Source organism: Brevibacillus sp. AY1, assembly GCF_029870785.1.
Lineage (GTDB): Bacteria > Bacillota > Bacilli > Brevibacillales > Brevibacillaceae > Brevibacillus > Brevibacillus invocatus.
This window is the reverse complement of the sequence record NZ_JAFLPN010000006.1, coordinates 19,964-45,291: the sequence shown is the minus strand read 5'-3', so window position 1 is coordinate 45,291 and position 25,328 is coordinate 19,964. Positions and strand designations below refer to the sequence as shown.

Sequence of the window (25,328 nt, the reverse complement as noted above, 5' to 3'; positions counted from 1 at the left end):
AGTCTTACTTGTTTTTATGTTGAGGGAATAGGGCATATGTCACACGAACCTATTTCATGTCGCTTTTTCGCTCATACGTACAAAACGCATGTGGATAGCGGTTCTTCTCGTCTATGATACCTTCTCGCTTATCTACCAAGGTAAAGGCATCCCGATCCCATGCCGGGAAATACGTATCCCCCTGCGTGTCCAAGTGGATCTCTGTAATGTACATGCGATCTACCACATCGAGAAACTGGCGATAAATCTCGGCTCCTCCGAAGATGATCACATCTCCGAGCGCCAGCACCTCCTCCTTGGTATGAACCACATCCACACCTGGCATGTGAAAATCAGGATTGCGGGTCAGAACGACATTTCGTCGGTTGGGAAGCGGCTTGCCGATGCCTTCCAGCGTCTTTCTTCCCATCACGATCGTTTGGCCTGTCGTAAGCTCCTTTACGTGCTTCAAATCAGCCGGCAAATGCCAAGGCATGACGCCATCCTTGCCGATCACCTGGTTGTTCGCATACGCGACGATCAGGCTAATCATACAGCTACCTCTCCTTTAATATGTGGATGGGCTTCGTAGTCGACCACCTCAATATCGTCGAAGGTAAATTCAAAAATGGATGTAACCTCCGGGTTGAGCTTCAGCTTTGGCAGAGGCTTCGGCTCTCTGGTCAATTGCAGCTTTACCTGCTCCACGTGGTTGAGGTACAGGTGAGCATCGCCTAATGTGTGCACAAATTCACCGGGCTCAAGTCCCGTTACATGCGCCATCATCTGGGTGAGCAAAGCGTAGCTGGCGATATTGAAGGGCACGCCCAAAAACGTGTCTGCACTGCGTTGATACAGCTGGCAGGAAAGCTTTCCATTGGCGACATAAAACTGAAACAGCAAGTGGCATGGAGGCAGTGCCATCTCATCCAGCTCAGCCGGGTTCCAGGCGCTTACGATCAAACGGCGAGAGTCGGGATTTCGCTTGATTTCCTCTACGACCCACTTGATTTGATCGACCGTCTTGCCGTCTCGTCCAGCGAAAGAACGCCATTGCTTGCCGTATACCGGTCCCAGATCTCCGTTTTCATCCGCCCACTCGTTCCAAATGCGCACGCCATTTTCTTGCAAATAGCCAATATTGGTATCACCAGAAAGAAACCACAAGAGCTCGTGGAAAATCGATTTGGTATGTAATTTTTTCGTTGTAATCAGCGGGAAGCCCTCGCTCAAGTCAAACCGCATCTGATGACCAAAAACACTGATGGTCCCCGTGCCTGTCCGGTCTTCCTTTTTGACTCCCTCGTCCAGAATGCGCTGGCACAAGTCCAGATATTGTCTCATTCCCCTACACTCCTTCCCTATTAGGTCTATACTAAACCAAAACGGCGCGATTGAAAACGGAAGGGATACAGCATGCTATAATAACAAGGAATCGAACGCATGAAAAAGGAAGCGGGATCAAATGGACGAGAAAGAATCGAAGACCAAACCACGCTACAAACAAATTGCAGAACAAATGGAGCAGCGGATCAGCATCGGTGAATTTCCACCTGGCTATTTTTTGCCTTCTGAGCGGTTGCTTGCCAAGGAACTTCATGTAAACCGCTCCACGATCGTCGCAGCGTATGATGAGTTGCAAGCAGCAGGTGTGGTCGAGAGAAAGCGAGGCAGCGGTACGATCGTCAGCCGGGATATTTGGTGCACAGCAAGCTTTGCATCTGGTCGTGCAATGTCTGTTGCAACCTGGAGACGCTGTAGCAATCGAAGAACCATCCTACTGTTATTCCCTGCCCTTGTTTCGTTCTTCCGGCTTACGGACCTTCCCACTTCCTGTAGATAAAGACGGGATTATACCCGAACAACTGGCAGAGCTTCATCGCAAGCATCGGATCAAGATGGTCTTTCTCAACCCCAATTACCAGAACCCGACCGGGAGCCTGCTCTCTCTGGAGAGACGCCATCGCTTGTTGGCTCTTTCAGCAGAAAACGGCATCCCGATTATTGAGGATGATCCTTATAGTCTGACCTCTTTTTCCGGTGAGTCCGTACCGACACTCAAATCACTCGACAGGCACGGTACTGTGCTATACATCAGTTCATTGACAAAAATCGTCGCGTCCGGACTGCGCATCGGCTGGATTGTCGGACCTCAGACCGTCATCGAGCGATTGGCAGATGCCAAGCAGCAATTTGACTACGGACACAGTATTTTTCCGCAGTGGCTGGCTGACAAGTTTCTATCCTCATCTGATTTTTCTAGACATATGGATCTATTACGCAGCCAGCTCCTCCTGCGTCGCGACCAGCTCGTGACCTCGTTGCAAGGCCATTTTGGCGATCAGGCAGAACTTGTGATACCAGCTGGAGGCATTCACCTTTGGTGCGGTCTGGCTGGTGAATGGAACGAATCACAGCTGTTGCGTGAAGCCGTGAAGCGAGGCACCATTTTTGTCCCTGGGCATCTTTTTGGAGCGAAGGATGGATACGTGCGCTTCACATTTGGGCGAGCGGATGCAGACGAAATTCGCGAAGCTGTTTCTCGCTTTGCAGATGCTTTCACTTTAAGTGGATGAGCAAAAAAGCTACCAAGTGGATGGTTTCAATTTGTATGGATCGCGCTATGATCAAGTTGTGCAAGATGTTTGATTCCTTGTCTTCATCTGAATCAATCCTGTTCATTCCCATAAAGGACGATGGTGTATGTCCATTTATCCATTTATCATTGCTGTCTTTGTACTGGTCGCGATCGCCCTAGCTGCCACCTTTAAGATCGGATTGCAGCCAGAAGAAACCAGACAGCGGGGATTCGTCGAGCGCTCCCGAAACCTGTTGATCATATACGGAGTCATCACCATAATCTTGTTGATTGCTTTGGCCGTCTTTCTCTATTTGCGCTGATTTGGAACATTCGCTAGCAAAAAAACGCCGTCCGCTCTCTACGAACGAGAGCGACGGCGTTATTTTTTTTGGTGGCCAGACATTGAAAAGGCGGATTAATTGTTCACTGCTGAGCGTTCTACATTTGCTGCTTGCTGACCTCGTTGACCATTGACAATTTCAAAGGTAACGAGCTCGCCCTCCTCCAAATTGCGGTAACCGGATCCACTGATTGCTGAGTAGTGAACGAACACGTCCGGCCCACCATCCCGTTCAATAAAACCATACCCCTTCTCCTTGCTAAACCATTTCACTTTCCCATGAATCATTGCATTTCCTCCCTGTACAAATTGCAGCTATGCGCTTACTTCATCCTATGCGGATGCGAAGAAAGTGGAGATACGGTATGATAAATAAAGTACGACTTTTCGTCTTTTCGCCGAAAGGAGATGATTCAGCATGCGTAAAACCGCTATCGTCCTCTGCGCATTGCTATTGACGGCATGTTCAGAGGTATCAGAAGGTGTACAGACGGCACAACAGGCAATCGAGACAGGAAAGCAAGCGATCGAGACAGGGAAACAGGTCGTAGAGGCTGGAAAGCAGCTGGCCGAATCTGAGATTGCCCAACAGTTGAAAACCTATCTGCAGGAAAAATACGACTCCTCTGAGGCACTGAGAAACGCGATGTTTAGTGGAGACGGGCAGCTTTTAAGTGAAGAATTGCAAAAAACGGAGCTGGCCAACTTCAGCTTTTACAAATCCGATCTGCTCGGCCTCGAATACAAGGGAAAACTGACCGGAGACGGCAAATTCCAAGTATTGAAGCAGGATCTGAACAATCCTTCTGCGGAGCCTACCGTGGTCAAGGAGTTCCAGGTAAATCTGGACAGCAGTGGACAAATTCAATTGCAGGAATAGACGTTCAAAAGATTTTTTTGATAGGCTTGCGATCCCGTATCGCAAGCTTTTTTTCTTTGGCTGCCGAGAGCCCATCCAAAGCTGAGATCCTGGGTCTTTATTCCAAGCCTTAGCCTTCACGTTTTTGCATGATCAAAAAGAATAAGTCCATATTACACCCATAGAGACTGAATACATAAGAGGTGCTGTGACGTATGAACATGCTGCTTGGCTCCATTATCGTCTATATGGCTGGAATGCTGCTCATTGGCTATTACGCTTATCGACGCACCTCCAATCTGACTGATTACATGCTGGGCGGACGCTCTCTCGGTCCCACTGTCACTGCCTTGAGTGCAGGAGCTTCCGATATGAGTGGATGGCTGATGATGGGCTTGCCGGGAGCCATGTTCGCCCAGGGTCTGAGCGCTTCCTGGATCGCGATCGGCCTGACTTTAGGTGCCTATGCGAACTGGCTGTATGTAGCTCCGCGCTTGCGTACCTATACAGAGATGGCCAACAACTCGATTACGATTCCCGCTTATCTGGAGAATCGCTTTGGAGATGCTTCTCATCTGCTGCGACTGGTATCGGGCCTTGTCATCCTGATCTTTTTTACATTTTACGTCTCATCCGGCTTGGTCTCTGGGGGTGTTTTGTTTGAAAACACCTTCCAGCTCAGCTATCAAACCGGGTTGTGGATTGTGGGACTGGTGACGATCGCGTACACCCTTTTCGGGGGCTTCCTGGCTGTGAGCTGGACCGATGCTGTCCAAGGCCTCATCATGGTCATTGCCCTAATCATGGTCCCTCTCGTCACTATCGTTGCGGCAGGTGGGGTAGGGGAATCGTTTTCCGAGATTCGCTCCATCGATCCTTCTCTGCTCAACATTTTCAAAGGGACCAGTCTGCTCGGGATCATCTCGCTTTTCGCCTGGGGGCTTGGCTATTTCGGTCAGCCGCATATCATCGTTCGCTTCATGGCGATTACTTCGACGAAAGAAATTAAAAAGGCCACCCGAATTGGCATGGGGTGGATGATATTCTCGGTTGCGGGCGCGATGCTCACCGGCCTTGTAGGAATTGCCCTTTACTCCAAAAACAGCTGGACGCTGGCTGATCCGGAGACCATTTTTATCCAGCTTGGTACGATACTTTTTCACCCGATCATCACAGGGTTTTTGCTTGCGGCTATACTGGCTGCCATCATGAGCACGATCTCGTCACAGCTCCTCGTGACATCCAGCTCCCTGACGGAGGACATATACAAGACTTTCTTTCGGCGCTCGGCAACAGACAAGGAGCTGGTGAGAGTCGGACGGCTCTCTGTTCTCGTCGTTGCGGTCATCGCATTTCTGCTCGCGCTGAACAAAAACGACACCATTCTCGATCTAGTCGGCTACGCCTGGGCAGGGTTTGGTTCCTCTTTTGGACCTGTCATCCTGCTGTCGCTGTACTGGAAGCGCATGAATCGCTGGGGGGCATTGGCAGGGATGATCGCGGGTGCCTTGACGGTCATCATCTGGACGAGATTCGATGTGCTAAAGGACTTTTTGTATGAGATGGTCCCAGGCTTTGCTGTGAGCCTGTTGGCGATCCTGATCGTCAGCAACGTCACGACAAGGCCACCGAAGGAAGTAGAATCGCAATACGATGCATACCTGAAGAAGAACCAACAATAATGACTCATGTTCAACATCGCAGGATAAGGCCGAGATGGATCGAAAAAACGAAACACGCTTTTAAGCGTCCACCCCTGAGAGATTCCTTGGAGACGGCGCTTGGGACGCGGCTTCGTTTTTTCACGAAATCGGGCAGTCTATCCAGTTCTTACCCCTTACCAATACGCTTCAAGCTGGAACATCTCCGCGATCGTCGTAAAAGCGTATTTTTGTTCACTAAGCACTTCGATGATATACGGCAAAGCTTCCACTGTTCCCTTGAGTGTATCATCTACAGTTCCCGCACAATGCTGCAAGACGACAGAGCCCGGCCCTACATGCCCGAGGACATTCCTCGCTACCTGGGGCCCGGTAAGCCCCTTCCAATCCCAGCTGTCCACATCCCACAGGATGATCTCGTGACCCCCAGCCTTTAAAATACGGTTCACGTCTTCATTCGTCGCTCCGTATGGGGGACGAACCAGGCGTGGCTTCAAGCCAATGATTTTATCGATTTGCTCTGTGGTTCTCTCCACTTGGTCGAGCACGGCAGAGAGCGCAATTTTCGTAAAATACGGATGGTCCCAGCTGTGATTCCCGATTACATGTCCCTCGGACGCTATTCTTTCCAGTATTTTGGGATTGTATTTTGCCATTTGACCTACGCACATGAAGGTTGCCTTTACGCGATACTGGGCCAAGATATCCAAAACACGCGGGGTCCATAGATGGTCGGGACCATCATCAAAGGTAAGCGCGACTTCCTTGGGTTTTCTCCGAATTGGAGCTTCTGTGGAACTATACCGGCTCTTCCCTTTTTCTTCACCCTTTTTCATTCATTCACCTCCATCAAGCTTCAATCTCAAACCGTTCAACGACACTCTCCCGCTTCGTCCATATATTTCATGATTTTGGCGACGTATTGCTGCGTTTCTTCCGGCGTTGCGGACAACCAGGAATTCCCTTGTTCTGCTATTGCCTTTTTCATGTTGTTTACACCCCAGTTATATGCCCCCAATGCTTTGGGAATATCGCCTTCGAATTCTTTTAGCATTTCTTTCACGTACATCGCCCCACCCAAAATGTTTTGCCACGGATTCGTACGATCGATTCCTAGCTCCTCTGCCGTTTCAGTCAAGAGCTGCATAATGCCGAATGCACCAGCTTTGCTGAATCCTGCATTTTTTCCAAAGCTAGATTCAGCGTAGGCAATCCCATGCAGAAGGATCGGGTCCAGATGAAACAGACGTGCCGCCTTGTCCAGCATCACTTTTACTTCTTGCTGTCCATCAAAAGAATCCTCACGTGCTGGCGGTATTTTTAAGGGCTGCCCGACAAAAATCATATTGGATGTGAGTTTGTTCCCTTTTTTAAGCTGTTCTACCGATACCATGTATCTCTGGGCAATCTCCCAGAGGGTTTCTCCCTGGCTCACGATATGCGTTTCGTAAGGTTCGATGGAGGCAGCATCGTAATAGAGAAGCTCACCGTGGTGTTGGGGACTCTCCTTTTGATCGGGCAGAATGCCATGCTCTCTCAATGTACGCAGCATATATTCCGCTCGCTGGCGGTAGGTGTGGTTACGGACTGCAAGATTTCCCCGTTCGCGAATTCTTCTTCTCTCTTCAGGACTGGCCAGGTATTCACGAACGAGGCGAAGTGTCTCTTCAGCAGTAGCAGAGACCAGCAGATCGTCACCTGGGCGAAACAATCTCCTGATCTCAGGCGTATCCTGTGTGAGAAGGAATCCGCCACAGCCGAGTATTTCAAAAATTTTCTGCGGAATCTGAGTACCCCATGTGAGTAAGCTGATGACGATGTCTGACGAGCAGTAGACTTGTTTCATCTCTGTAGATGGCAAGGAGGCATGAATCCACTCCTGCGGGATGTCGAGCCCAAAGAAGGGCTTCATTTTATCCCAATCCCTGCCGTAAAAATCAATCCGTATGTTTTCGTACAAAAGCGGTCGAATCAGGGTATGCAGGGCCATCAACCGATCCTGATCCGAATGATGTTTATACATGTGGGGAAAAGCATGCCCTACCAGTGCTATAGATTGGCGAGGTTCGGAGGGAGTAGGTTCGGGGAAAAAGAAAGTCTGATCATAACCGAAGTCCATATGTGAAGCCCGAAAGCCTGCCTGTCTGTAAGAGGCTACACATGCAGGGGATACTGAAAACACAAAGTCAACCTGCAAGCGAGAAATCAAAGGCAAGGACCAGATTTCGAGAAAGGTAGGGTCGTCTACCGCCCAATAGACCAACGGCACTTTGGCTTCCTGGGAGCATTGTCGAATGACATGCTGCAGCGTGATCGACAGCTCTGGGCCCCAGCCTATCACGACCATCAGTTCAGGCCTGTATTTTTTGATCATTTCAGGAATATTTTTCTCGGTTAATGGTCCCGTAATCATCACTTGATGCCCTGCATCACGAAACCCATACGCTAGTCCATGAACGGATGCGTGGCTATTTTCAAAGAACAAAACGCGCATGAACGTTCTTTCACCTCCAATCTCAAGAACCGTTGTTTTCTTTGATCTTCAAATACTGGTCAACGTAAATCAGATCGGAAGTCAGACCGTTCTCCTTCATGATTTGTTCGACCGTCACACCGTACTGTTGTGCAATATTCCAAAGGGTGTCCCCCTCTCGAACGTCATGCACCTCGTATTTCTCCCTGATCCGATCCATGAAATAGGTGAGTTTGCCACCCGTCAGCGTATCGCTGTCTTCCTTTTTCACGATGCCTTCCTCCTGGAGTACGTCCAGCATGTAGTCAGCTCGATGCCGGTAGGTGTCTTCACGCACGGCATGCATCCCCTGCTTTCTGATCTGTTCACGCAGATCGGGATGCTCCAGATAGTGACTGACGAGCTCTACGGTTTCCTTAGCAGACGAAGATGCTACCAAATCTCGATGGGGAACAAAAAGGCGTCTGACTTCAGGTGTACTATGCGTAACCAGACAGCCACCCGAGCCTAGAATTTCATAGGTCCGCTGGGTAAGCTGGGTCTCATAATTTTGCAATCCGATCACGATGTCTGCTGAACTATACACTTTGTTTGCTTCTGGTTACGGGAGATAACCATGTATCCACTCCGCAGGGATGTCTTTTCCTAAGTAAAATTTCATTTTGTCCCAGTCACGACCGTAAAAATCAATACGTATATTTGCATGAAGGAGCGGTCGAATTAACGTATATAAAGAGACCAGGCGATAATGATTGGGATATTGTTCAAACACCTGGGGATAGGCATTAGCCACGACTGCAATCGAGGTACGGTATTTTTCCTCACTCGGCACGGTGCAATGAATGCTCGGGTGATAGCCAAAATCCATATGAGCAGCTTTTATACCCTGTTGACGGTAATAGTCCACTCGTGCCGGACAAATGGTAAACACGAAGTCAGGTTGCACTCGCTTAATCAATGGCAACGTGAAATAGCTCGTAAAAGTAGGATCTTCCGTTGCCCAATACACGAGCGGTACTTGCGCTGCATGTACATGTTTACAGATCCATTCCTGCTTCTCCGTTGTTTGTTCAGGTCCCCACCCCAGCATGACGATGAGATCGGGCTGAAACTCTGCGATCATTTCAGGGATATTCTGATCCGTCAGAGGTCCTGAAATCATCACTTTATGGCCTGAATCGCAAAATCCATTCGGCAATCCATAAATCCACATCGGGTGGCTCTCCAAAAACAGGACACGCATTTTCTCACCTCAACATTCTCATATCATTCGATACCATATGCGGCGGCAAGTCTTTCGCGTAACGGCGGCAACCATCCTTTTGAATGCGGAAAAACACGTATCGATACTTTTCATAGAGATAAAACCGTCATGAGCCTTTTTTTGCATGTTCATGCAGTTTATCCAGGGCATCTGAATCAATTGCTGATCCTGCGTATCGACTCCATGAAAAAGTGACCAGAAACTGACGATTTTTGTGTAAAAATGATCGATGCGCTTGAGAAAGGCCGAATCCAGCGGTCCCTTGTAAAAATGAATTACTTTATTTACAAAAGCTTTTCCGTAAGCCCGGCAGATCCCGACAAAATCATAGGCAGGATCCCCTGCCCCCATCGCACCAAAATCGATCACACCGGACAATTTTCTTTTTTCAAAATCGTACAGCAGATGCTCTGGCTTCAGATCATTGTGTAAAAGGCAGGGTGTAAACCGGAATGAATCCTTGTCTGTTAAAAAGTCATCAAAGACTTGCCTGGTCCATGAAATCAGCTTGGGGGTCATAACGGGAAACGCTTTGTTTTTTATCGTTTTGAACAGGTCCCTGTAGTAGTCTTTGATCTGTGAAGCTTCTGCCGCTTCTCCAAATGCTTTATCCAAAGGAAAAGCATGCATGGCGGTCAAAAATGCCCCGATCTCCTTGGCCAGCTGCTCTTGCTCTTGATCATTCAAGCCAGCCATGTCCACAGGAAAAAGCGGACGTCCTGCTATCATGGGATAACCCACATAGGGGATCTGATCAGACTCATTCGAGGAATAGATAAATTGAGGGATTGCAACAGGGAGAACAGCGTGAAGCTGGGGCAAGATCTGAAGCTCCTTGGCCATGATGCTCTTGGCTTCTTCTGTCTTGGGGAAACGAAAAATCATCCTTTCCCCGATGATCAGTACAAGATTGTACCATCCTGTATCATCTACACGCAGGGATTCCTTGGCCAAATCCGGGTATTTGGCGTGCAAAAGCTTTTCCAGTTTCTCCGTCTCCACAGTGATGTCTGCTCCTTTCTAGAACATCCAAATTAGAGGTTATTGTATTGTATGACTTGGCAAACAATTGGAAACTTATAGTCACGTACATTCTCACATCTGCCATGTGCACGATTTTCTTGACGATGGCAAGCCCTAAACCACTTCCCACCAATGACCTGTTGCGTGATTTGTCTCCTTTATAAAAACGATCGAACACATGTGGCAGCTCACTTTCGGAGATGCCAGTTCCCGTATCCTCGATGGTGACCACTATCCGTTCGTCTTTTCTGATTCCGATGCGAATGGTCCCTTCAGGTGGTGTAAACTTGATGCTATTCGTGATCAGATTCATCCATACTTGATTGAGCAGGAGCTTGTCTGCAAAAATCGATGTCTCCGGCAGCTCCAGATCGATATGCAGGCGCTTATCCTGCCACTGCATCTCCAGCATCAGCAGAACTTGCCGCAGCTGCTCGTCCAGGCGATAGACGGACGGCTCATAGAGGCTCGTCTCCTTGTCCAAGGAAGCAAGGGTAAGCAGCTGCTTGCTCAGAGAGGAGAGTCTTCTACTCTCCTCTTCGATGATCTTGAGGTAGGCTTCCTGCTGCTCTGCGCTCACTTCACCACTGCGAATGGCCTGGGAGAAGCCCTGGATGGATGTGAGCGGAGACTGGATTTCGTGGGAGACGTTGGAGACGAATTCCTGCCTCATATCATCCAACTGTTTGAGCGATTGTGTCATCTGCGCAAAATTGGCTGCCAGATTGCCTATCTCATCCCGGCGCAGGATATCCAGCTGTATCTCGTACTCGCCTTCAGCCAGCTTTTTGGTAGCCTGAGTCAAGGTCTTGAGCGGCTTCACCAGATAACGGGTGAATACCAGAATCAGGACCACACTGATCACGAGCATGGCAGCCAGTAGAAAAGCAAACAGGATAAGCGATAAAATGCCTCGTTGGTTCGAAGCTGTTCCTTGTTGCTGATCGCCAAAAAATACATCGGTTCTCCGCCGACAACCCTGAGCTTTACCTTGGGCAGATTTGCTGCGGCTGGCAGCTTTGTGCTAATGACGCTCTTTTCCACCTCATCTCTGACCTTTTCCATTTCCGCATTGGATTCCATCGATATCGTCAGCATGGAGTGATTTTCCTGTGAGCTGGAAATGTACGTTTTCACGCCGCTTACAGCCTCAACAGCTCTTTCCAAAGGCTTGGTAACGTCGTTCATCACATCTTCTGCTGATGCGTTAGGATAAGAGGTGGATACCGTAAGCATCCCCAGCTTTGCCTGGGGTTCGCTCTCAATATTGATCACTAGAAACGAAAACACCCCACCCAATGCGACGAGTAGCGATAGGAGCACCACCATAGCCGGATTTTGCAAAGACGATTTGGTTAACCACCGCACTGTCATCCCCCCTTTGCTCGATGTTTACCGCTTGCTGCGGTGATCGCTCTGCCCACAATATAGCTCCCCAATATGAACGATCGATGAACAAAACGTGGCAATATGAAGGAGGAGAAAAAAGAAAAAGAGGCGCCCGATTCGGAGCACCTCTTTATCATCCCTATTTATTCCAGTTCAGCTGCTACACGTTTCAATTTGCCTTCCAGCTCGTTCAGGTCTACCTTCATCTCCAACGCGGCAATCAGACCTGTGAAGTAGGAGGCAACCTGTTCCTTGACAAGGGCACGTTCCGTTTCCACGATTGTGGAAAAGAGTGTGGAAAACTGGTCGCGCAATTGCTCGCTTCCGCCAGAGACATAGGCAGATACAGGCTCTTGCAGGCGCTTTTCCAAATCCTCGCGCATTTTCACTCTGCCATCCTGTTCAAAGAAATCCTTGGTGTTCTTAAACAGGGAGAGCGCAGGTTGGAAGGCCTGGCTGGTTACAGGCAAATCCTCCGCGAATGTCAGCGTCTCTACCTGCCTCGGCTGATATGGAGACAGGGAGAGACTGGTCGCGTGGGCCTGAACATCACGTTGCCACTGCTGGATCAGCGTGACTCCTTGTCTGTTCATGTACTTCTCCAGTCGCAGCGTGGTCGCACGCAGCTCCTGTGCCAGATCATAGCTGATCGAACGGAGGAGATCCGTCAGACAGCCTTGCAGAGCCTGCTTCATGTTGCGTCCATCCTCTTTTAGGACAGCCGGGTTGAAGGCAAAACCAAACAGCTCGTTGAAGCGGAAAAAGAGACGTTGCTTGACGTAGAAAAGCAGTTCTTCTCGCTCTTTGTCCAAATCCCGCTCCATCGAAGTGACCGAGAGAGCATCTACTGCAGCCAGCGCCGCAGCCTGCGCTTCGTTGGCCGCATCCCGACGAGCCAGACGTTCGCTTTCTCCGGACGTTGCCATGCGCATAAATTCGGACAAGGTTTCATGTGCCCTGCGAATCTCAGCGATTGCGGCATTGACCGCAATCTGGGTCAGCTCGTCGATGGTAAACCGCAGGAAATCTTCTTCAAAATGAGCCATTCCAGACAGGGCAAATCCTTCTTCCGCTGGCATCAAAGGCTCACCTTCTGCTGTCTGCGTGCGTTGACGGTACACTTTTTCAGCAGATCCAGCAAGCTTGCCAGCCTCTAGCATCCGCGCCAGCAAAGCGGTCTGACTGGATACCGGATAGATCCGAGGTAGGCGAATTCCGCAGGTAAGCAGGTTTTTCTCTACGTGCGTAATGACACCCTGCAGCTCTTCTTCTGAGACAGCCAAATCAGCAGCATTCACGATGAAGAACATCTTGTCCATCTCAAAGGTGTCCTTTACACGTCCCATCTGCAGCAGGAATTCGCGGTCAGCCTGGGAGAAGGCATGATTATAGTAGGTTACGAACAGAACAGCATCCGCGTTTTTCATGTACTCAAAGGCAACTCCGGTGTGACGAGCATTGATCGAGTCCGCACCGGGCGTGTCCACCAGGACGATTCCTTGATCCGTCAGCGGGCAAGAGTAGAACAGTTCGATGTACTCGGCAAAGCACGCTTTTTCTTCCTTGGCTACGAAGCCTTTGAACGCCTTCATGTCTACCAGCAACTCGCCGCCGAGATGATCCGCCATCTCACCTAGACCCTTCGTGACGGCTTTTAAGAAGGTGTAGTGAGGTTTCGCGGTTGGAGGGATTTGCGCTACGTCAATTTTGTTCAGTTCGTCCAAAGCGCCCTCCAGATCGGGAGCGGACAATCCGAATACAGCCAGGGAACGGAGCACGTCCTGTTCGATGGCATCTCTGCTTTTCAGCACGACACGAACGGTTCCATGGGGCTGTTCCTCGGTTGGAGGCATAATTTTGTTGATTGCAGCCGTCGTCGGATTGGGCGATACCGGCAGCACCAGATCTCCCATCAAGGCATTGGCAAACGACGATTTCCCCGCACTAAAAGCCCCGAACAAGGCAACAGTAAAGCGGTTGGCAGTCAAGCGATCTGCACGATCCAGCATCGCTTGCGCCTGATTCTTCATACCCGGTACATCTGTGATTTCTATACTTGCACGCCGCAAGCGCTCCGCTGCGGCAAATAGCTTCTCTCTCAACTGGTTCATAATCGTACGTTACGCTCCTTCTTGCAGGATCGCCTGCAACTGTTCTTTGGCGGCTTGCTCTTTGGATGCGAGCTTCGTCAATTCCTGATGAACCTCTGCCATTTTGCGCAGATCAGCCAATCGCTCCTGCAGCTGTCCATTCTCTGCCTTTACCTGCTGTTCCAGCTTCGCCACGACCTGCTCGATGAAAGCGAGACCTGCACGTCTGTACTCCAGCTTGATCCCATTGGAAAGATCGTTGCAGTAATTCATCACATACTCGCGAGAGCCCGCTCCATCCTTGATGTGAGAAGCGAGGAACTCCCCTGTCAACGCAATGCTGGTCGCATGCACTGCAGCGTGATACGCTTCGTCGCGAAGTTCGTATGCCTGTGGCTGCTTCGCCATCAATTCTTTGAAGTGGAAATCGAGATTGCCCGCCACTTTTTCACGCAGATCCGCCAGCAACGCCTCTTCCCTCTTGGCCTTCTCTTCCTCTGTCTTTTTTCCTGCGAATAAAATGCCCGCTTTAAATCCAGGTTTGCGGCTTTCCAGGTAGCTCTGTGCCGCTTCAGAGGTGCTGAAATAGGTCAGGCGAGCGTTGTCCAGGAGAACACCCAGCTCCTTCTCCATCTGTTTGCGCGCATCAGCCGTGCGGTTGGCAAGTGCCTGAGCTGCTGCTTCAGCCTGCTGCAAGGCACGGACGACCTGCTCCGCATCATGGCTGTCCAGCCCTTCTACCTGCACTTCGTCCAGCTTGCCTTCTAGCTCTCGACGTACTTCCTCATTTCGGTTCTTCAGCACCTGCACATGCTCGTCGACCAAATGCTCTGCTGCGCTACGTACGCTGGTCACAACCAGCTCCTCGCGATTCGAGATCAAGCGAGCCAGCAGGGCCTGAAACTCTTCATACTGATTTTCATCATGATCGGGTTCTGCCAGCGAGGTATAGAAAATCCCGTCCGGATGGATGTTCCAGGTCTCAAACGCGTCCTCGACACTTTCTTTGTAGCTGTCAAAATCAAGCTCAAAATCAATGTGCTTATCGATCATATTGACCACCAAATAGACCGGTTTTCCCCGATCCTTCAAGGTTTTTGTAAAGTTGAAGTTCTCTTCAGCCTGGACGTGGTTGTAGTCCATCATATAAATCACGACATCTGCTAAATGCAGGGCGGATTCTGTCGCGATCTTGTGAGCAGCATCCGTCGAATCAATTCCCGGTGTATCCAACAGGCTGGCTTGTTCATGGAGGAAAGTTCCTGGGTACTGTACCTCCACCCATTCAACGGTATCGCCATCTACAGCGAACTGCTTCAGCTTCTCCATCTCTGTATCTGGATCGAATGTAACGACTCCGGTATCTTTGGTATAAACACGCGCAGCCTTCTCACCACCGCGAATTTTCACGACGTTTGCACTCGTCGGAATCGGGTTGGAAGGCAGCAGCTTTACTCCCAACAAAGTGTTGATCATCGTCGATTTTCCCGCAGAAAAGTGTCCGCAAAAAGCGATGTTCAACTCCGCACGTTTCGTTTTATCAGCCAACTGAATCAGCTTGCCCGGCGTCTGCTCGTCGCCGCTTTCCTTCATATGTGCAGCCGCTTTTTCCATCAGATCTGCCATCCGGGCAAAATCCGTCTGCGGTTCCATCACTTGCGTATGAGGCATCTTTACCACCCTCTCCAAATCCATGCTCTCTTTTTTATCCCACCATATCTACCAAGCCGAATGTATCATACCTGCTGGGGTTGTTCAATTATTTGTGTGAAAGTTTGCACGTGGAACTTTCATCCGCATACTTCCCCTCTGATTGGAAAAAATCGCACTAACATCTTATTCACATCCTGGCGGGGAGGGACTCCTAGATGTACAGCGAGAATCAGAAGTCGTCGGAAGCCCATTTCCCGCAGGAACTATCCACGAGTTTGCAGGAAAATATCGCGATTTTCAAGAGCTTGTTCAGCCATGCGGAAGACATTTTCTTGTGGCGGTAGCAATTGATGCACCCAGAACGGATGAAGCAGAGAAAAACGCAGATAAGGAAGCCCCTGGCAAGCCAGAAGGTCAACAGCGCTATCTGGTCACCCAGCAACGAGTGGTTCCAGCGAGCATGGCGATTGGATCACAGCGCGGAAACGGCCAGGGATCAAAAGACAGGCCCTTTTATAACATCGCCTCGGAGGGGATTCCCTGTTCGAAGCGTCCAGAGAAATCGCTACTCGTTCCAGCCGCGCCCCTTTTTACCAGCATTTGAAGGTCGTGGTCATCTCTGAACAAATTGCCAATTCCCCGAATGGATTCGCCAACTCCATTGATTTTTTTCTGCGCGATCCCGACCTCAGACGAACGAGCAAAATCTTGATCTCGCATGGCATGCTTTTGCGCAAGAGATTATGAGGCTGAGTCACGACACGATCAGTAAAGTGCAAAAGCAGATGAAAGTGGACGTTCTACGCTTGGATAGTTAGCTGAAACAAAACCATCACGCTTTATGGAAAACGATCAAGCAAGATTGGCATTCAGGAAAACGTCTATTTGAAAAAAGCATGATTTCGGTGGAAGCTCGTGTCTTTATCCGCAACATCGGTGAAATAAACCGCTCAGGGTACTGATAAGGAGGAGAACGAGCGTCATGACAACCTTTTTTGGTGAGATTACGATCTATCTCATGATCATTGGCATCCTGCTCTCTGCTTTGGTTCCCTTCGTCCTGGATCGAATCGTCAGCAAACTGCACGAGCTTGGCGATCCGCCGTGGAAAGCAAGAAAAAGGATAAGCAATAAGGGCCCGTACATCCAACGATCTGGAACGTACAGGCCCTTCTCACGGTTTTATTTTTCAGCTAACAGATCAGCAAATGCCTTGGCGTATGGAGGCAGATCAGGTGGACGACGAGAACCTACGATGTGTCCGTCTACGACAACCGGCTCGTCGACCCAGATCGCTCCTGCATTCTCCATGTCATCCTTGATGCCGGGCGTGGATGTCGTGGTTACACCCTGCAAAATTTTAGCCGAAGCTAGTACCCAGCCCGCGTGGCAAATATGACCGATCGGCTTTTTCGCCTGGTGCATGGCCTGGACGAAGGAAATAACCTCCGGATAGCGGCGCAGCTTGTCAGGCGCCCAGCCCCCTGGCACCAGAACGCCGTCGTAATCAGCCGCATTCACATCCGCCATCGCGATTTCCGCTTCGCAGGGAACGCCGTATTTGCCTATGTAAACCTGTTTGGCTTGTGGTCCTACCAAATGAACGACTGCTCCCTCCTCCCGAAGTCTCAGCACTGGGTACCAAAGCTCCAGATCTTCGAACTCCGACTCGACGAAGCAGACTACTTTCTTGCCAGATAATCTCATGGAATCAGCCTCCCTTTCCTTATCATTGTACAGGTAGGAAGCCCTCTATGGAAACCTCCATGAGACTTTACTTTGCCCGGGCTTCTGTGGAGGAGATAAAAAAGAAGAAAACCCTCCAAGTTCTTGGGATTCCTGCTGGAGGTCATCCCTGCCCGGCTCTATTAGAAAACTTGGCTACGGCCAAGCTTTTGGCGGAGCCTTAGTTGCACTTATACTATCTTCCGCTAATCTTTTTAGCGCTTTAGCGCACTTAAACTTTCCGATAGTATAAAAAAAGGAAATCCGCTTCCAAAGCAGCCGGTTCAAGATGGATCTCATGGGTGGACGCTAAAGGCAGGTTTCTCTTTTTTCATTCCGCTTCGGTTGGAATCCCAAAGACTTTCGCTTGAAGCTGTCCTCAGGAAACAGGACAAATAAGCGCAGATCTTGGAGCGTTTTCTCCTGTTTCCTGCCCACCACTTCGGCTGGATCTCAAAGACCATTTTTCATTAAAAAAGTGAGAAACAGGTTTCATTCGCTGTTTCCCACCTTATAGCGGTGATCATATGTAATGTAGATGGTGCCGGTAGAGGGACTTGAACCCCCACGGTTTCCCTCACGATTTTGAGTCGCGCGCGTCTGCCAATTCCGCCATACCGGCATAAACAAGTCAGCAACATTCGACATTTTTCGCAAATCTCGCTGACACTTAAATACTATACAGACAAATTGATACGCACGCAATACCGGATATTTTTTCCATTTAACAAGCACTGAGATGGTAGAAAATCTGACATAAAAGATTGATTTATCAGGCTCTAACAGCGTTTTTCCGGCAGACCTTCCTCTTTCTATTTTATTGATTGACAAAAAAACTGCCACCACTTCGTATCGTCTCATCTTCTGTTTATTCGACAATCTCATTTTCACTTGTTGAAGCAGATGAGCACGGAAGGTTGCACCTATGCTAGGAGAAGATCCAGCTTCACAGAAATATCTCTGAGCCCATTTGTTAGAGGGGTTTCATGGAAACAACAGAATACCATCGGACTCCCGGTTACATATGGAGTTTTCGTAGATCCGCCAAATTACAATCCTGATACCGACCCATTTTCATGGATAGCTGGGGTAGAAGTTCTCCATGATGCGGAGCCGCCAGAGGGCATGATTTCATACGAGCTTCCAAAAGCAACCTATGCTGTCTTAGACTACAAAGGGGACATCGACAGGGCTGGGGATGCTTATGGACAATTATATGATTGGATCACCCAGTCAGAATATGTGCAAGCAGGGTCTTACGGATTCGAAATGTATTCCAAGGTTTATTCGATGACAGAACGGCAAAACGCTGAATTTTCATTATATTTTCCAGTTCGAAAAAAGTAGTTTTACCATCCAGATCAAATGAAGAACCCCCCTGTTAGCTGGGGGTTCTTCATTCTAGCCCAAGATAGATCCTAGCTCAGTTTCTGGCCACAATTCGGACAGAAATTGGCGCCTTCGTTCTTCGCTCCGCAGTTTGGACAAAAGTTCGGTTTTTTCCCCTCAGAAGTCGATGTCGAAGGGGCATTTGCGGCCTCAGCCGAAACCTTTTGACCGGCATTCATATTTTTCATCATTTCGTTCGCAAGGTTCATCCCCATCATCATGCCAGCCATGTCCGAAGCAGCTCCACCGCCTTGGACGTTGCCTGATACGATGCCGTCCGTCATGGCAACCTGTTGATACTTTTGCAGATTTCCGATCATTTCGTAGGATGCTGTCTTCGTGATCTTATCTTGAATTTCTTTCGGATAGTTGAAGCTCATGACTTGAAAGCCTGTAATCGTCATCCCGATGTCCATCACTTGCATATCAAGGTCTTCACGAATGCCTTTGGCAATATCAAGCGCATTCGCTTGCAGATTGAACATATCTTTTCCTTCCCGGCTGATCCACTTCATCAATAACTGGTCCAGCACGGAGGTAATCCGGATTTTGACGTCATCCACAAGATAGCTTTCTTTTACCCCGGCAATCTTATCAATCAGCGTAACGTAATCATTGACTTTGAAATTGAACGTGCCATTCGCGCGGATCGGCATGCCTCCTGGTAGCTGGGGAGTCGGGATCAGCACCGGATTTTGCGTTCCCCATTTGACCGTGAACTCTTTGGTATTCACGAATAGGATTTCCACTCTCATCCCACTGTTGAAGCCAAATTTAAACCCTTTCAACGTGGAGAGGAACGGAACGATCTCAGAAGCAATCTGATACTCCCCTTCATCCTCAAATATCCCTTCGATCTTTCCGTTATTGATAAAAATGGCGTCTTGGCCGGAGCGAATGATCAATTTGCTTCCTTTTTTAATCTCCCGGTTGCTCCACTTCCAAAAAATCATATCGTCTCTGAATTCTTCCCATTCCACTACATTCGCAAATTGATTTCCGAAAAATGACATGGTGCACCCTTCCTTCCTTTAAAAAGATCCTCTGCTGCTGCTATGTGAGTGGCCTCCGCTGGTCATTCCGCCTCCGCTAGACGACCCGCCGCCCGAGCCATTGTTGGTGTTCCTTTCAATCTTCTGTTTCGTTACCGTGGTGTGAAGATAGTCATCTCGGGAATCCAGAATCCCAGATGTGTGAGCTTCCTCGTAGGTACGGCTATTTACCGTTACGCGCCCCCCGGACCGATATGCCATCACAGCTACGCTGATCACTCCGATGATCAAGGAAACCGCCAATTGAAACCACGTATTTAAGAAAAGATTATCCGGTTCCCGATTCACCTCAGGGCGAGACGTCACATATTGATCTGTAGCATGCGTCGGTGACTGCACGGGAGGCGAGTAGTCGTTGTTGTAGCTATTGTTACTGTTGTAAGTGATATCCGGTTTCACCTCAGGAAGGACTTCCAAATAGGCGCCCGCGGTTTCAATATACGTTTGAAAGGCAAGCTTGTAGTCGCCGTTTGCTAAATCCGGAGTAATTTGAGAGCGTATCTCGTCAAGCCTGTCGTTGTCCAGATACGTCTCTGCTTTATAGAAACCGGCCAGGTACACCTCTCGATTGTTCATGTCCAAGGTCAAAATAACCGCATTGCCATGAGGCTTGTCGTATCCTGGTGCCTGCTCGTCGTAAAAATCTTCGGTCATGAGTTCCACGTCGATATTTTCTGGATTATCAGAAGTCCAAATGATGATATCCGTTTCTCTTAGTGCCCCCATTTGATTGGCCAATTCATTCAGTTCATCGATCTCATCCTGATTCAGCAGACCCGCCTCATCATAAATCAACGGCTTCCATCCCGCCTCTTCTGCCACACTTGTTTTCATTCCGATGGAGAAGCAAAGCCATACAGCGAAAAAGATCAGGACTGACAGCACTACTCTGTTCCTTTTCACCCTAATCCTCCCCCCATCATCCAGGTAACCAGCTTCAGTGAAAGGAAAGAGACACCTGATATTCCCGCAAACCAGGCGAGCACCTTCAGCTTGCTAATCGGTGGCTTGCCCACTACCTTGCCAGTCTGGCCATTCATGGCAAAGGTATATTCCAAGTTTTTGTAGTCATAATGGACCACCCATACTGGAAGAAGGGTATATTTTGCATCCCTGCACTTGGCATGAATGTTCTTTTCACTAAAACTCACCGATGTATATTGTGACACCGTAGATGATATATAAGAATCGATATAATCGCTGATTTTATCTTGCGCCCGTGGAAATAGCTCCTTGTAGTCATAGCTGTATTTTTCTGCGACGTAGCCAGCCAGATAGGCCGTGTTAAAGCTTTTTAACTGGTCGTATGGAAACGGCTCCAATCGATCCATCAGCTGGTCGTTCATTTTCTCGGAAGCATCGATCGGCACATTCACATAATTAAGGCGAATTCTGCGGTACACATCGTAATGCCGTGTTTCCGTATAGCGATAGTCCCCCTGCTCATACGTTCTCACTCTCTTACCGTGCGCATGGACCTCAATCGCATTATGTATATCATACAGCCAGAAGGGAACATACATCCCGGTTATTCCCTTGATGCGATCGGCTGCCATAAACTCATTGGGCACCAACAGACCCTTCCTGCACCATTTCCGAAAGGCCTGTACCGCTTCTTCCTTGCTAATCGCAAAAGGAATAACCTGTAGCGGGGCAAGCTCCCCGGTCAAACGATCTCCAAGTACGACGACAGACCCACAAAAGCTACAAGTGGTCGCAGTCGTCTCCGACTCAGTCATCACCACAGCCCCGCAGCTTTTGCAATGATATTCGGTTGCCTCACCTTCTGAAAAAACATGTACCTTCAAAGGATCAGGGCTATCCTGAATATCTTCGTTTCTACCGCAGCTATGACAAGACAACATCCCGGTCTCACTGTCAAAGACCATGCCACTGCCACAGTTTGGGCATTTGTAATCGATAATAGGCATTCGCTCACCTCTATATGGAAGAAAGGGCTATTCCTTCTTACCTTTTTCAAATTGCTCGAACAGCTCGTCAAAATTGTCCTTCTTTTCTGCCCGAAGCTCGGCAATAGCCATAGCTTCATCATAGGTACGGTTTACCTTTTCTTCAAAGGCATCGAACACCGCATCATTACCGTTCATCGTCGAACCGATCGAATTCAGTTTTTGCTGAATTTTAGCAGCTGCCAGCTTCTCCTTCAGCTTTGCACGCCTTGCTTCCAGCTGACCAATATCGGCTTCCAGCTTTGCTTGAATTTGCTTCATGCTGGCGACGTTTGCAGCAGCTGTTTCATACACCGCCTGGAGCCGGGCTTCTTTCTCTGCCAGCAATTCCTTCTTATCCTGGAACTTTCTCGCATTCTCGTCATCGCCCGCTTCCCCGGCCTTCTCGGCATAATGCTGCAGCTTTCGGATCTCCGCCGTACATTCATCCAGCGCTCTTTTGGCCCGCTTTTCATCCGCCAGCATGGAAGCAGACTCGGCTTTGACCTGGCCGAGATCACTGTTTACGCTGCGCATGAATTCATCTATCGTCTTCTCCGGATCTTTGCTCTTCTCTAATAATGCGTTCAAATTGCTGCTCATAATATCTCTTATCCTTGACAAGATTCCCATATGCTCCCTCCAGTCGATAAGTCTTCTTATAATCATATTACCTTTTATTTGAGGAAAGGTTTCAGTTTCTGTAAGATCGTGCTCCCAAAAACCTTGCTCATGCCCACCTCCTCTCACTCTCAGCCTGCCATGAGCCCGCTCTATCTTCTCCCCCTGCACGGCGCACAGCAGCCCGCCAAAAACCTGCGTCTACCTGGCTTGTCAAAAGGATAGTCAAGCGGATGACGACCCACTACAATCCAGCGCCCCCGTACTTTTTTCAATTGATAGACACGGAAAAACTGGTCGCTTGGATCAAAAGCAAACCACACGGCAATGGTCACGCGCCGCGTCCCTTTTGACAATACCTTCGTTTTCACAATAGGCGGTGCCCCAATCCCATCACCTACCGGCACAGCCAAACGACCTTTGATCCGACGCAAATCGAGGTTACCTATCACGCGGTTGGCCAAGCAGGTGGTCATGTTTTTACGTAAAAACCGGCGAATTTTGGGTACGGAATGAAACCGTTTCGGCAGCAATACCCCTCGTCCCCCTACACGCTTTCTTGCTGAAAACACGATGGTCCAGAATCCTCTCTCGGCAGCTCTAATGGTTTGAATCCATTTTTTGCGCATCCGGCATTCCTCCCTTCTAAAAGGGTATGCTTCCGACTACTGTTGCGGTTGGGCACTCTTACGGATGGGCGGCCGCCATTCCTGCATAACCCCGGGGTAAAAGGGCAAAGTAAAGGGGTATGAGTTGATAAGATAGGAGGATGAACAAATGCCGAGTCAGATCAATACGGATTCCCTGAAAAAAGCGGAAGTTTCCGCTACACTTGCAAAAACCATGATCACCCAGGCCATCGAACAGTCCGCAGCGAATCCCCAGCTGGCGGAGGAAGCATTGAAGCAGGCAACACAAGAGATTGCCCAAGCTCAAACGATGATTTCACAGGTACAATCGACCATTCAAACCCAACAGCAGCAACAACAGCAACAACAGCAACAGCAGCAACAGCAGAAATAATTGCAGCTGCAAGCCAAACAGGCAGAATCCGGTTGACGGTCCTGCCTGTTTTTTGCATTTTGTGTTGTTCTTTCATACAATCAGGCTTGGAGTCACAACATACATATTGAAAGGTGGAGACATCCAATGCCCAAGCTAAACGGCATCAACCATTTCCTGTTTTCCGTCTCAGATTTGGAGCGCTCGTTTGTTTTTTATCGGGATGTCTTGGGAGCTCGCCCTTTGGTAAAGGGAAGAAAGCTGGCTTATTTTGAATGGAACGGATACTGGCTTGCCTTGAATGAGGAATCCAATATCCCGCGCAAGGAAATCCATGACTCGTATACGCATCTAGCCTTTTCAATCGACAAGGATTCCTTTTCGACATGGAGAGAGCATCTGAAAACGCATCAGGTCAACATCCTGCCTGGTCGGGAGAGAGATGAACGCGACTTGCTGTCGATTTACTTCACTGATCCCGATGGTCATAAATTCGAGCTGCATACGGGAACTCTTCAGGATCGCCTCGCTTACTATCGGGATGAAAAGCATCATATGGTTTTCTTTGATTAATCAATCCTCCTCTTCATGGGGTACACAAGTTCGGCAAATATTGTCCCGAACCATTTATAAATTAACAAGAATCAAATGGAATCAGCCTTTTCTCTCATGCTGTTTTTTTATGCCAACAGCGGAGGGAAAGTATGTTTGGGAAAAAGCGATCAGAGATTGCTGTCGTAGCCAACCGCATCCAAGAAAGCAATATAACGGCTCCAGATCAGCTAGAAGGAAAGCTGAGATTTTTGCAAATCAATCAAGAAGACCTAGACCGGCTGAAACAATTGGATCCTTTGCTAAAGCAACATGTGGAATCGATTACAGAGCGTCATTACCTCATGTTAAGAGAATTTTCGCACTTGATGAACATCATCGAAGACAATACAACCATCGAGCGTCTTTCCGATTCTTTCCGTCGATATCTGCTCTCTCTTTCCAAACAACGATCGAAGGCATGCAAAATAAAATCAACAATCTCCTGGACTCGCTTCAAAGTGTTTCTGCTAGCCGGTCGTCACTTCACTCATCGTTGTATACGCCTCGACAGATGTTTTTTTACCTCGCTCAACTCTTTCTTGGACAAGCATCTGGTCGAGGCTGTATGGCTTAGTCTAGTGGAGCGTGCTGCCCTGACCTTGCTTGCTACTGCTCCGGCAGTACGGATGCCAAAGGCCTGCATGGCCCATTGAATCGGAAACGAGATGGAAAATCGGCCATCCTCCGAACCGGCAAAATTCACGGCTGCTGCGCGATTTCCCGATGTCAACCAGACAGAACCCGAATCGCCTGGCAATGAATTGGCCCGGCTGCTGCGAATGACTGTCTGGTTGCGAAAACGAATCGTTCCCAATCCCCCATAGGAGCCGTAAGCTACGGCTACGTCCGTGTTGATCGAGGTGACGACACCGCTGACCAGCCCTGTCGTACGTCCCACCTTTTTCAGACGACTTCCCAGTGAATAGGAGCGCACGTATCCGCGAATCCTCCCCACCCTGGCATAAGTGGGAGCAAGCATACGATTGTTCAGTGGAATGGACAAGGCTGCATCCAGATAATTCACTCCACTTCTACTGAGACGGACAAATCGATACAATCTGCCGATCCTGTCTCTGCCGTAGCGACCGCCATCTGCTCCTCCCGGCTGTAGCGTCTCTGTGTATCCCCCTGTATTATGTCGGTTCAAGACATGGTTGTTGCTCAGCAAAAAGCGCTGTGCCCGATTGGCTGCACGAGCCACGATAAGCCCTGCCGTTCCAGATATGCCGGGTCGCCCCACACTATAACCAGCTACTACTGGACGAATTCGGCTTCGCAGTGATCGACTCGTTGCTCTTGGTTTGAAGGCTGGATGACAGGAGCATCTTCCTGAGGTGACTCTCTGGACAGGTACTTGTACGCTTCTCCCCGTCTTTTTGCATCTGACTGCCACGCTTCGCGGACAGCTTTTTCGAATCGATGCACTCGCATTCAGCGTGTACATCACGACGCACATGCCGCCTGATCGATTTAATCCGTTGGCAAATCCGACGCCGATCCCGACCACACCTGGCATCTTGTGCCATCTTTTCACCAGTCTCTCCTTGGCTTGAAGCGCTTGTCTGTACGTAGACATGCAATCCCTCCCTTTCCGGATGCCATCACGATTACATCCTATGTCAAACTTGACCATGAACATTGGACAGATGCAGGAGGAAGAGTGCCTTTTTTGCCTTTGTAAAAA

Annotated in this window: 26 protein-coding genes, 1 tRNA gene and 3 pseudogenes; 11 read left to right on the top strand and 19 right to left on the bottom strand. The window is 49.1% G+C overall.

Going from position 1 to position 25,328, the window contains the following annotated elements; genetic code table 11:
• Positions 1-49: 49 nt before the first annotated feature.
• A complete protein-coding gene (locus JZI27_RS07940; protein WP_280207228.1) occupies positions 50-532 on the bottom strand; it encodes a dihydrofolate reductase in 483 nt (160 codons plus the stop codon).
• Positions 529-1,323 carry a thymidylate synthase gene (locus JZI27_RS07935; protein WP_251244398.1) on the bottom strand — a complete coding sequence of 265 codons (795 nt, stop codon included), beginning with the start codon at positions 1,321-1,323 and terminating at the stop codon, positions 529-531. The genes JZI27_RS07940 and JZI27_RS07935 overlap by 4 nt, the downstream gene beginning before the upstream one ends.
• Positions 1,324-1,444: 121 nt before the next feature.
• Between JZI27_RS07935 and JZI27_RS07930 the strand changes: the two are divergent.
• Positions 1,445-2,555 (top strand): annotated as a pseudogene (locus JZI27_RS07930) (aminotransferase-like domain-containing protein).
• 127 nt (positions 2,556-2,682) lie between these two features.
• Complete coding sequence (locus tag JZI27_RS07925) at positions 2,683-2,880, top strand: hypothetical protein (protein ID WP_122908728.1); 198 nt, start codon at positions 2,683-2,685, stop codon at positions 2,878-2,880.
• A 95-nt stretch (positions 2,881-2,975) separates the two neighbouring features.
• On the opposite strand, the gene JZI27_RS07920 is transcribed toward JZI27_RS07925, so the two are convergent.
• Positions 2,976-3,188, bottom strand: coding sequence for a cold-shock protein (locus tag JZI27_RS07920; protein WP_122908729.1), 213 nt, complete (start codon positions 3,186-3,188; stop codon positions 2,976-2,978).
• A gap of 130 nt (positions 3,189-3,318) precedes the next feature.
• Between JZI27_RS07920 and JZI27_RS07915 the strand changes: the two genes are divergently transcribed.
• Together JZI27_RS07915 and putP are read left to right on the top strand one after the other, a co-directional pair.
• Entirely contained in the window at positions 3,319-3,780 is a 462-nt protein-coding gene (locus JZI27_RS07915; protein ID WP_122908730.1) for a hypothetical protein, read from the top strand.
• A 194-nt stretch (positions 3,781-3,974) separates the two neighbouring features.
• Positions 3,975-5,441 carry a sodium/proline symporter PutP gene (gene putP, locus JZI27_RS07910; protein ID WP_251244396.1) on the top strand — a complete coding sequence of 489 codons (1,467 nt, stop codon included), beginning with the start codon at positions 3,975-3,977 and terminating at the stop codon, positions 5,439-5,441.
• Positions 5,442-5,596: 155 nt separating this feature from the next.
• Here the strand turns inward: putP and JZI27_RS07905 are convergent, their stop codons facing one another.
• From JZI27_RS07905 to JZI27_RS07870, 8 genes and pseudogenes are all read right to left on the bottom strand, one after another.
• Positions 5,597-6,256, bottom strand: coding sequence for a polysaccharide deacetylase family protein (locus JZI27_RS07905; protein ID WP_280207227.1), 660 nt, complete (start codon positions 6,254-6,256; stop codon positions 5,597-5,599).
• A 35-nt stretch (positions 6,257-6,291) separates the two neighbouring features.
• Entirely contained in the window at positions 6,292-7,914 is a 1,623-nt protein-coding gene (locus JZI27_RS07900) for a DUF3880 domain-containing protein (protein WP_280207226.1), read from the bottom strand.
• A gap of 22 nt (positions 7,915-7,936) precedes the next feature.
• Positions 7,937-9,136: pseudogene (locus tag JZI27_RS07895) on the bottom strand (DUF3880 domain-containing protein).
• An 18-nt stretch (positions 9,137-9,154) separates the two neighbouring features.
• Positions 9,155-10,159 (bottom strand): phosphotransferase family protein, encoded by a 1,005-nt coding sequence (locus tag JZI27_RS07890; protein ID WP_280207225.1) that lies wholly within the window; start codon positions 10,157-10,159, stop codon positions 9,155-9,157.
• Positions 10,083-11,045 carry a sensor histidine kinase gene (locus JZI27_RS07885; RefSeq protein WP_280207224.1) on the bottom strand — a complete coding sequence of 321 codons (963 nt, stop codon included), beginning with the start codon at positions 11,043-11,045 and terminating at the stop codon, positions 10,083-10,085. The genes JZI27_RS07890 and JZI27_RS07885 overlap by 77 nt, the downstream gene beginning before the upstream one ends.
• Complete coding sequence (locus JZI27_RS07880; protein WP_280207223.1) at positions 11,042-11,548, bottom strand: efflux RND transporter permease subunit; 507 nt, start codon at positions 11,546-11,548, stop codon at positions 11,042-11,044. Before JZI27_RS07880 ends, JZI27_RS07885 begins: the two co-directional genes overlap by 4 nt.
• Positions 11,549-11,712: 164 nt before the next feature.
• Entirely contained in the window at positions 11,713-13,680 is a 1,968-nt protein-coding gene (locus JZI27_RS07875; protein WP_280207222.1) for a dynamin family protein, read from the bottom strand.
• Positions 13,681-13,689: 9 nt separating this feature from the next.
• The gene (locus tag JZI27_RS07870) at positions 13,690-15,330 is read right to left on the bottom strand and encodes a dynamin family protein (RefSeq protein ID WP_122908740.1); all 1,641 of its coding nucleotides are present in this window, start codon (positions 15,328-15,330) and stop codon (positions 13,690-13,692) included.
• Between the two features lie 197 nt (positions 15,331-15,527).
• Here JZI27_RS07870 and JZI27_RS07865 point away from each other — a divergent pair, with 197 nt between their 5' ends.
• Genes JZI27_RS07865 through JZI27_RS25040 form a run of 3 tightly spaced genes read left to right on the top strand, consistent with a single transcriptional unit; the run spans position 15,528 to position 16,059 of the window.
• Positions 15,528-15,656 (top strand): hypothetical protein, encoded by a 129-nt coding sequence (locus tag JZI27_RS07865; RefSeq protein WP_276330101.1) that lies wholly within the window; start codon positions 15,528-15,530, stop codon positions 15,654-15,656.
• Complete coding sequence (locus JZI27_RS07860; protein ID WP_280207221.1) at positions 15,647-15,916, top strand: hypothetical protein; 270 nt, start codon at positions 15,647-15,649, stop codon at positions 15,914-15,916. The genes JZI27_RS07865 and JZI27_RS07860 overlap by 10 nt, the downstream gene beginning before the upstream one ends.
• Positions 15,853-16,059 (top strand): Ger(x)C family spore germination protein, encoded by a 207-nt coding sequence (locus JZI27_RS25040; RefSeq protein WP_481752805.1) that lies wholly within the window; start codon positions 15,853-15,855, stop codon positions 16,057-16,059. The genes JZI27_RS07860 and JZI27_RS25040 overlap by 64 nt, the downstream gene beginning before the upstream one ends.
• Positions 16,060-16,494: 435 nt before the next feature.
• Here JZI27_RS25040 and JZI27_RS07855 read toward each other — a convergent pair whose 3' ends face one another.
• Complete coding sequence (locus JZI27_RS07855) at positions 16,495-17,019, bottom strand: type 1 glutamine amidotransferase domain-containing protein (RefSeq protein ID WP_122908742.1); 525 nt, start codon at positions 17,017-17,019, stop codon at positions 16,495-16,497.
• 557 nt (positions 17,020-17,576) lie between these two features.
• Positions 17,577-17,659, bottom strand: a tRNA-Leu gene (locus tag JZI27_RS07850).
• A gap of 281 nt (positions 17,660-17,940) precedes the next feature.
• Here JZI27_RS07850 and JZI27_RS07845 point away from each other — a divergent pair.
• Positions 17,941-18,384, top strand: coding sequence for a GyrI-like domain-containing protein (locus JZI27_RS07845; RefSeq protein ID WP_280207220.1), 444 nt, complete (start codon positions 17,941-17,943; stop codon positions 18,382-18,384).
• 71 nt (positions 18,385-18,455) lie between these two features.
• On the opposite strand, the gene JZI27_RS07840 is transcribed toward JZI27_RS07845, so the two are convergent.
• The 5 genes from JZI27_RS07840 to JZI27_RS07820 form a co-directional block, all read right to left on the bottom strand.
• Positions 18,456-19,439, bottom strand: a complete 984-nt coding sequence (locus tag JZI27_RS07840) for an SPFH domain-containing protein (RefSeq protein ID WP_280207219.1) — start codon at positions 19,437-19,439, stop codon at positions 18,456-18,458.
• An 18-nt stretch (positions 19,440-19,457) separates the two neighbouring features.
• Positions 19,458-20,381 carry a TPM domain-containing protein gene (locus JZI27_RS07835; protein ID WP_280207218.1) on the bottom strand — a complete coding sequence of 308 codons (924 nt, stop codon included), beginning with the start codon at positions 20,379-20,381 and terminating at the stop codon, positions 19,458-19,460.
• On the bottom strand, positions 20,378-21,409 hold the full coding sequence (locus JZI27_RS07830; RefSeq protein WP_122908745.1) for a TFIIB-type zinc ribbon-containing protein: 1,032 nt from the start codon (positions 21,407-21,409) through the stop codon (positions 20,378-20,380). The genes JZI27_RS07835 and JZI27_RS07830 overlap by 4 nt, the downstream gene beginning before the upstream one ends.
• 27 nt (positions 21,410-21,436) lie before the next feature.
• Positions 21,437-22,060 (bottom strand): PspA/IM30 family protein, encoded by a 624-nt coding sequence (locus tag JZI27_RS07825; protein ID WP_280207217.1) that lies wholly within the window; start codon positions 22,058-22,060, stop codon positions 21,437-21,439.
• A 140-nt stretch (positions 22,061-22,200) separates the two neighbouring features.
• On the bottom strand, positions 22,201-22,677 hold the full coding sequence (locus JZI27_RS07820; RefSeq protein ID WP_122908747.1) for a hypothetical protein: 477 nt from the start codon (positions 22,675-22,677) through the stop codon (positions 22,201-22,203).
• Between the two features lie 148 nt (positions 22,678-22,825).
• On the opposite strand from JZI27_RS07820, the gene JZI27_RS07815 reads away from it, so the two are divergent.
• The 3 genes and pseudogenes from JZI27_RS07815 to JZI27_RS07805 all read left to right on the top strand — a co-directional run.
• Positions 22,826-23,071: a hypothetical protein gene (locus JZI27_RS07815; RefSeq protein WP_280207216.1), complete on the top strand. Its 246-nt coding sequence runs from the start codon at positions 22,826-22,828 to the stop codon at positions 23,069-23,071.
• 126 nt (positions 23,072-23,197) lie between these two features.
• Entirely contained in the window at positions 23,198-23,623 is a 426-nt protein-coding gene (gene fosB, locus JZI27_RS07810) for a metallothiol transferase FosB (protein WP_122908749.1), read from the top strand.
• A gap of 131 nt (positions 23,624-23,754) precedes the next feature.
• Positions 23,755-24,048, top strand: a pseudogene (locus tag JZI27_RS07805) (protoglobin domain-containing protein); the annotation flags it as partial.
• Positions 24,049-24,131: 83 nt separating this feature from the next.
• On the opposite strand, the gene JZI27_RS07800 reads toward JZI27_RS07805, so the two are convergent.
• The gene (locus JZI27_RS07800; RefSeq protein WP_280207215.1) at positions 24,132-25,220 is read right to left on the bottom strand and encodes a chymotrypsin family serine protease; all 1,089 of its coding nucleotides are present in this window, start codon (positions 25,218-25,220) and stop codon (positions 24,132-24,134) included.
• Positions 25,221-25,328 lie beyond the last annotated feature (108 nt).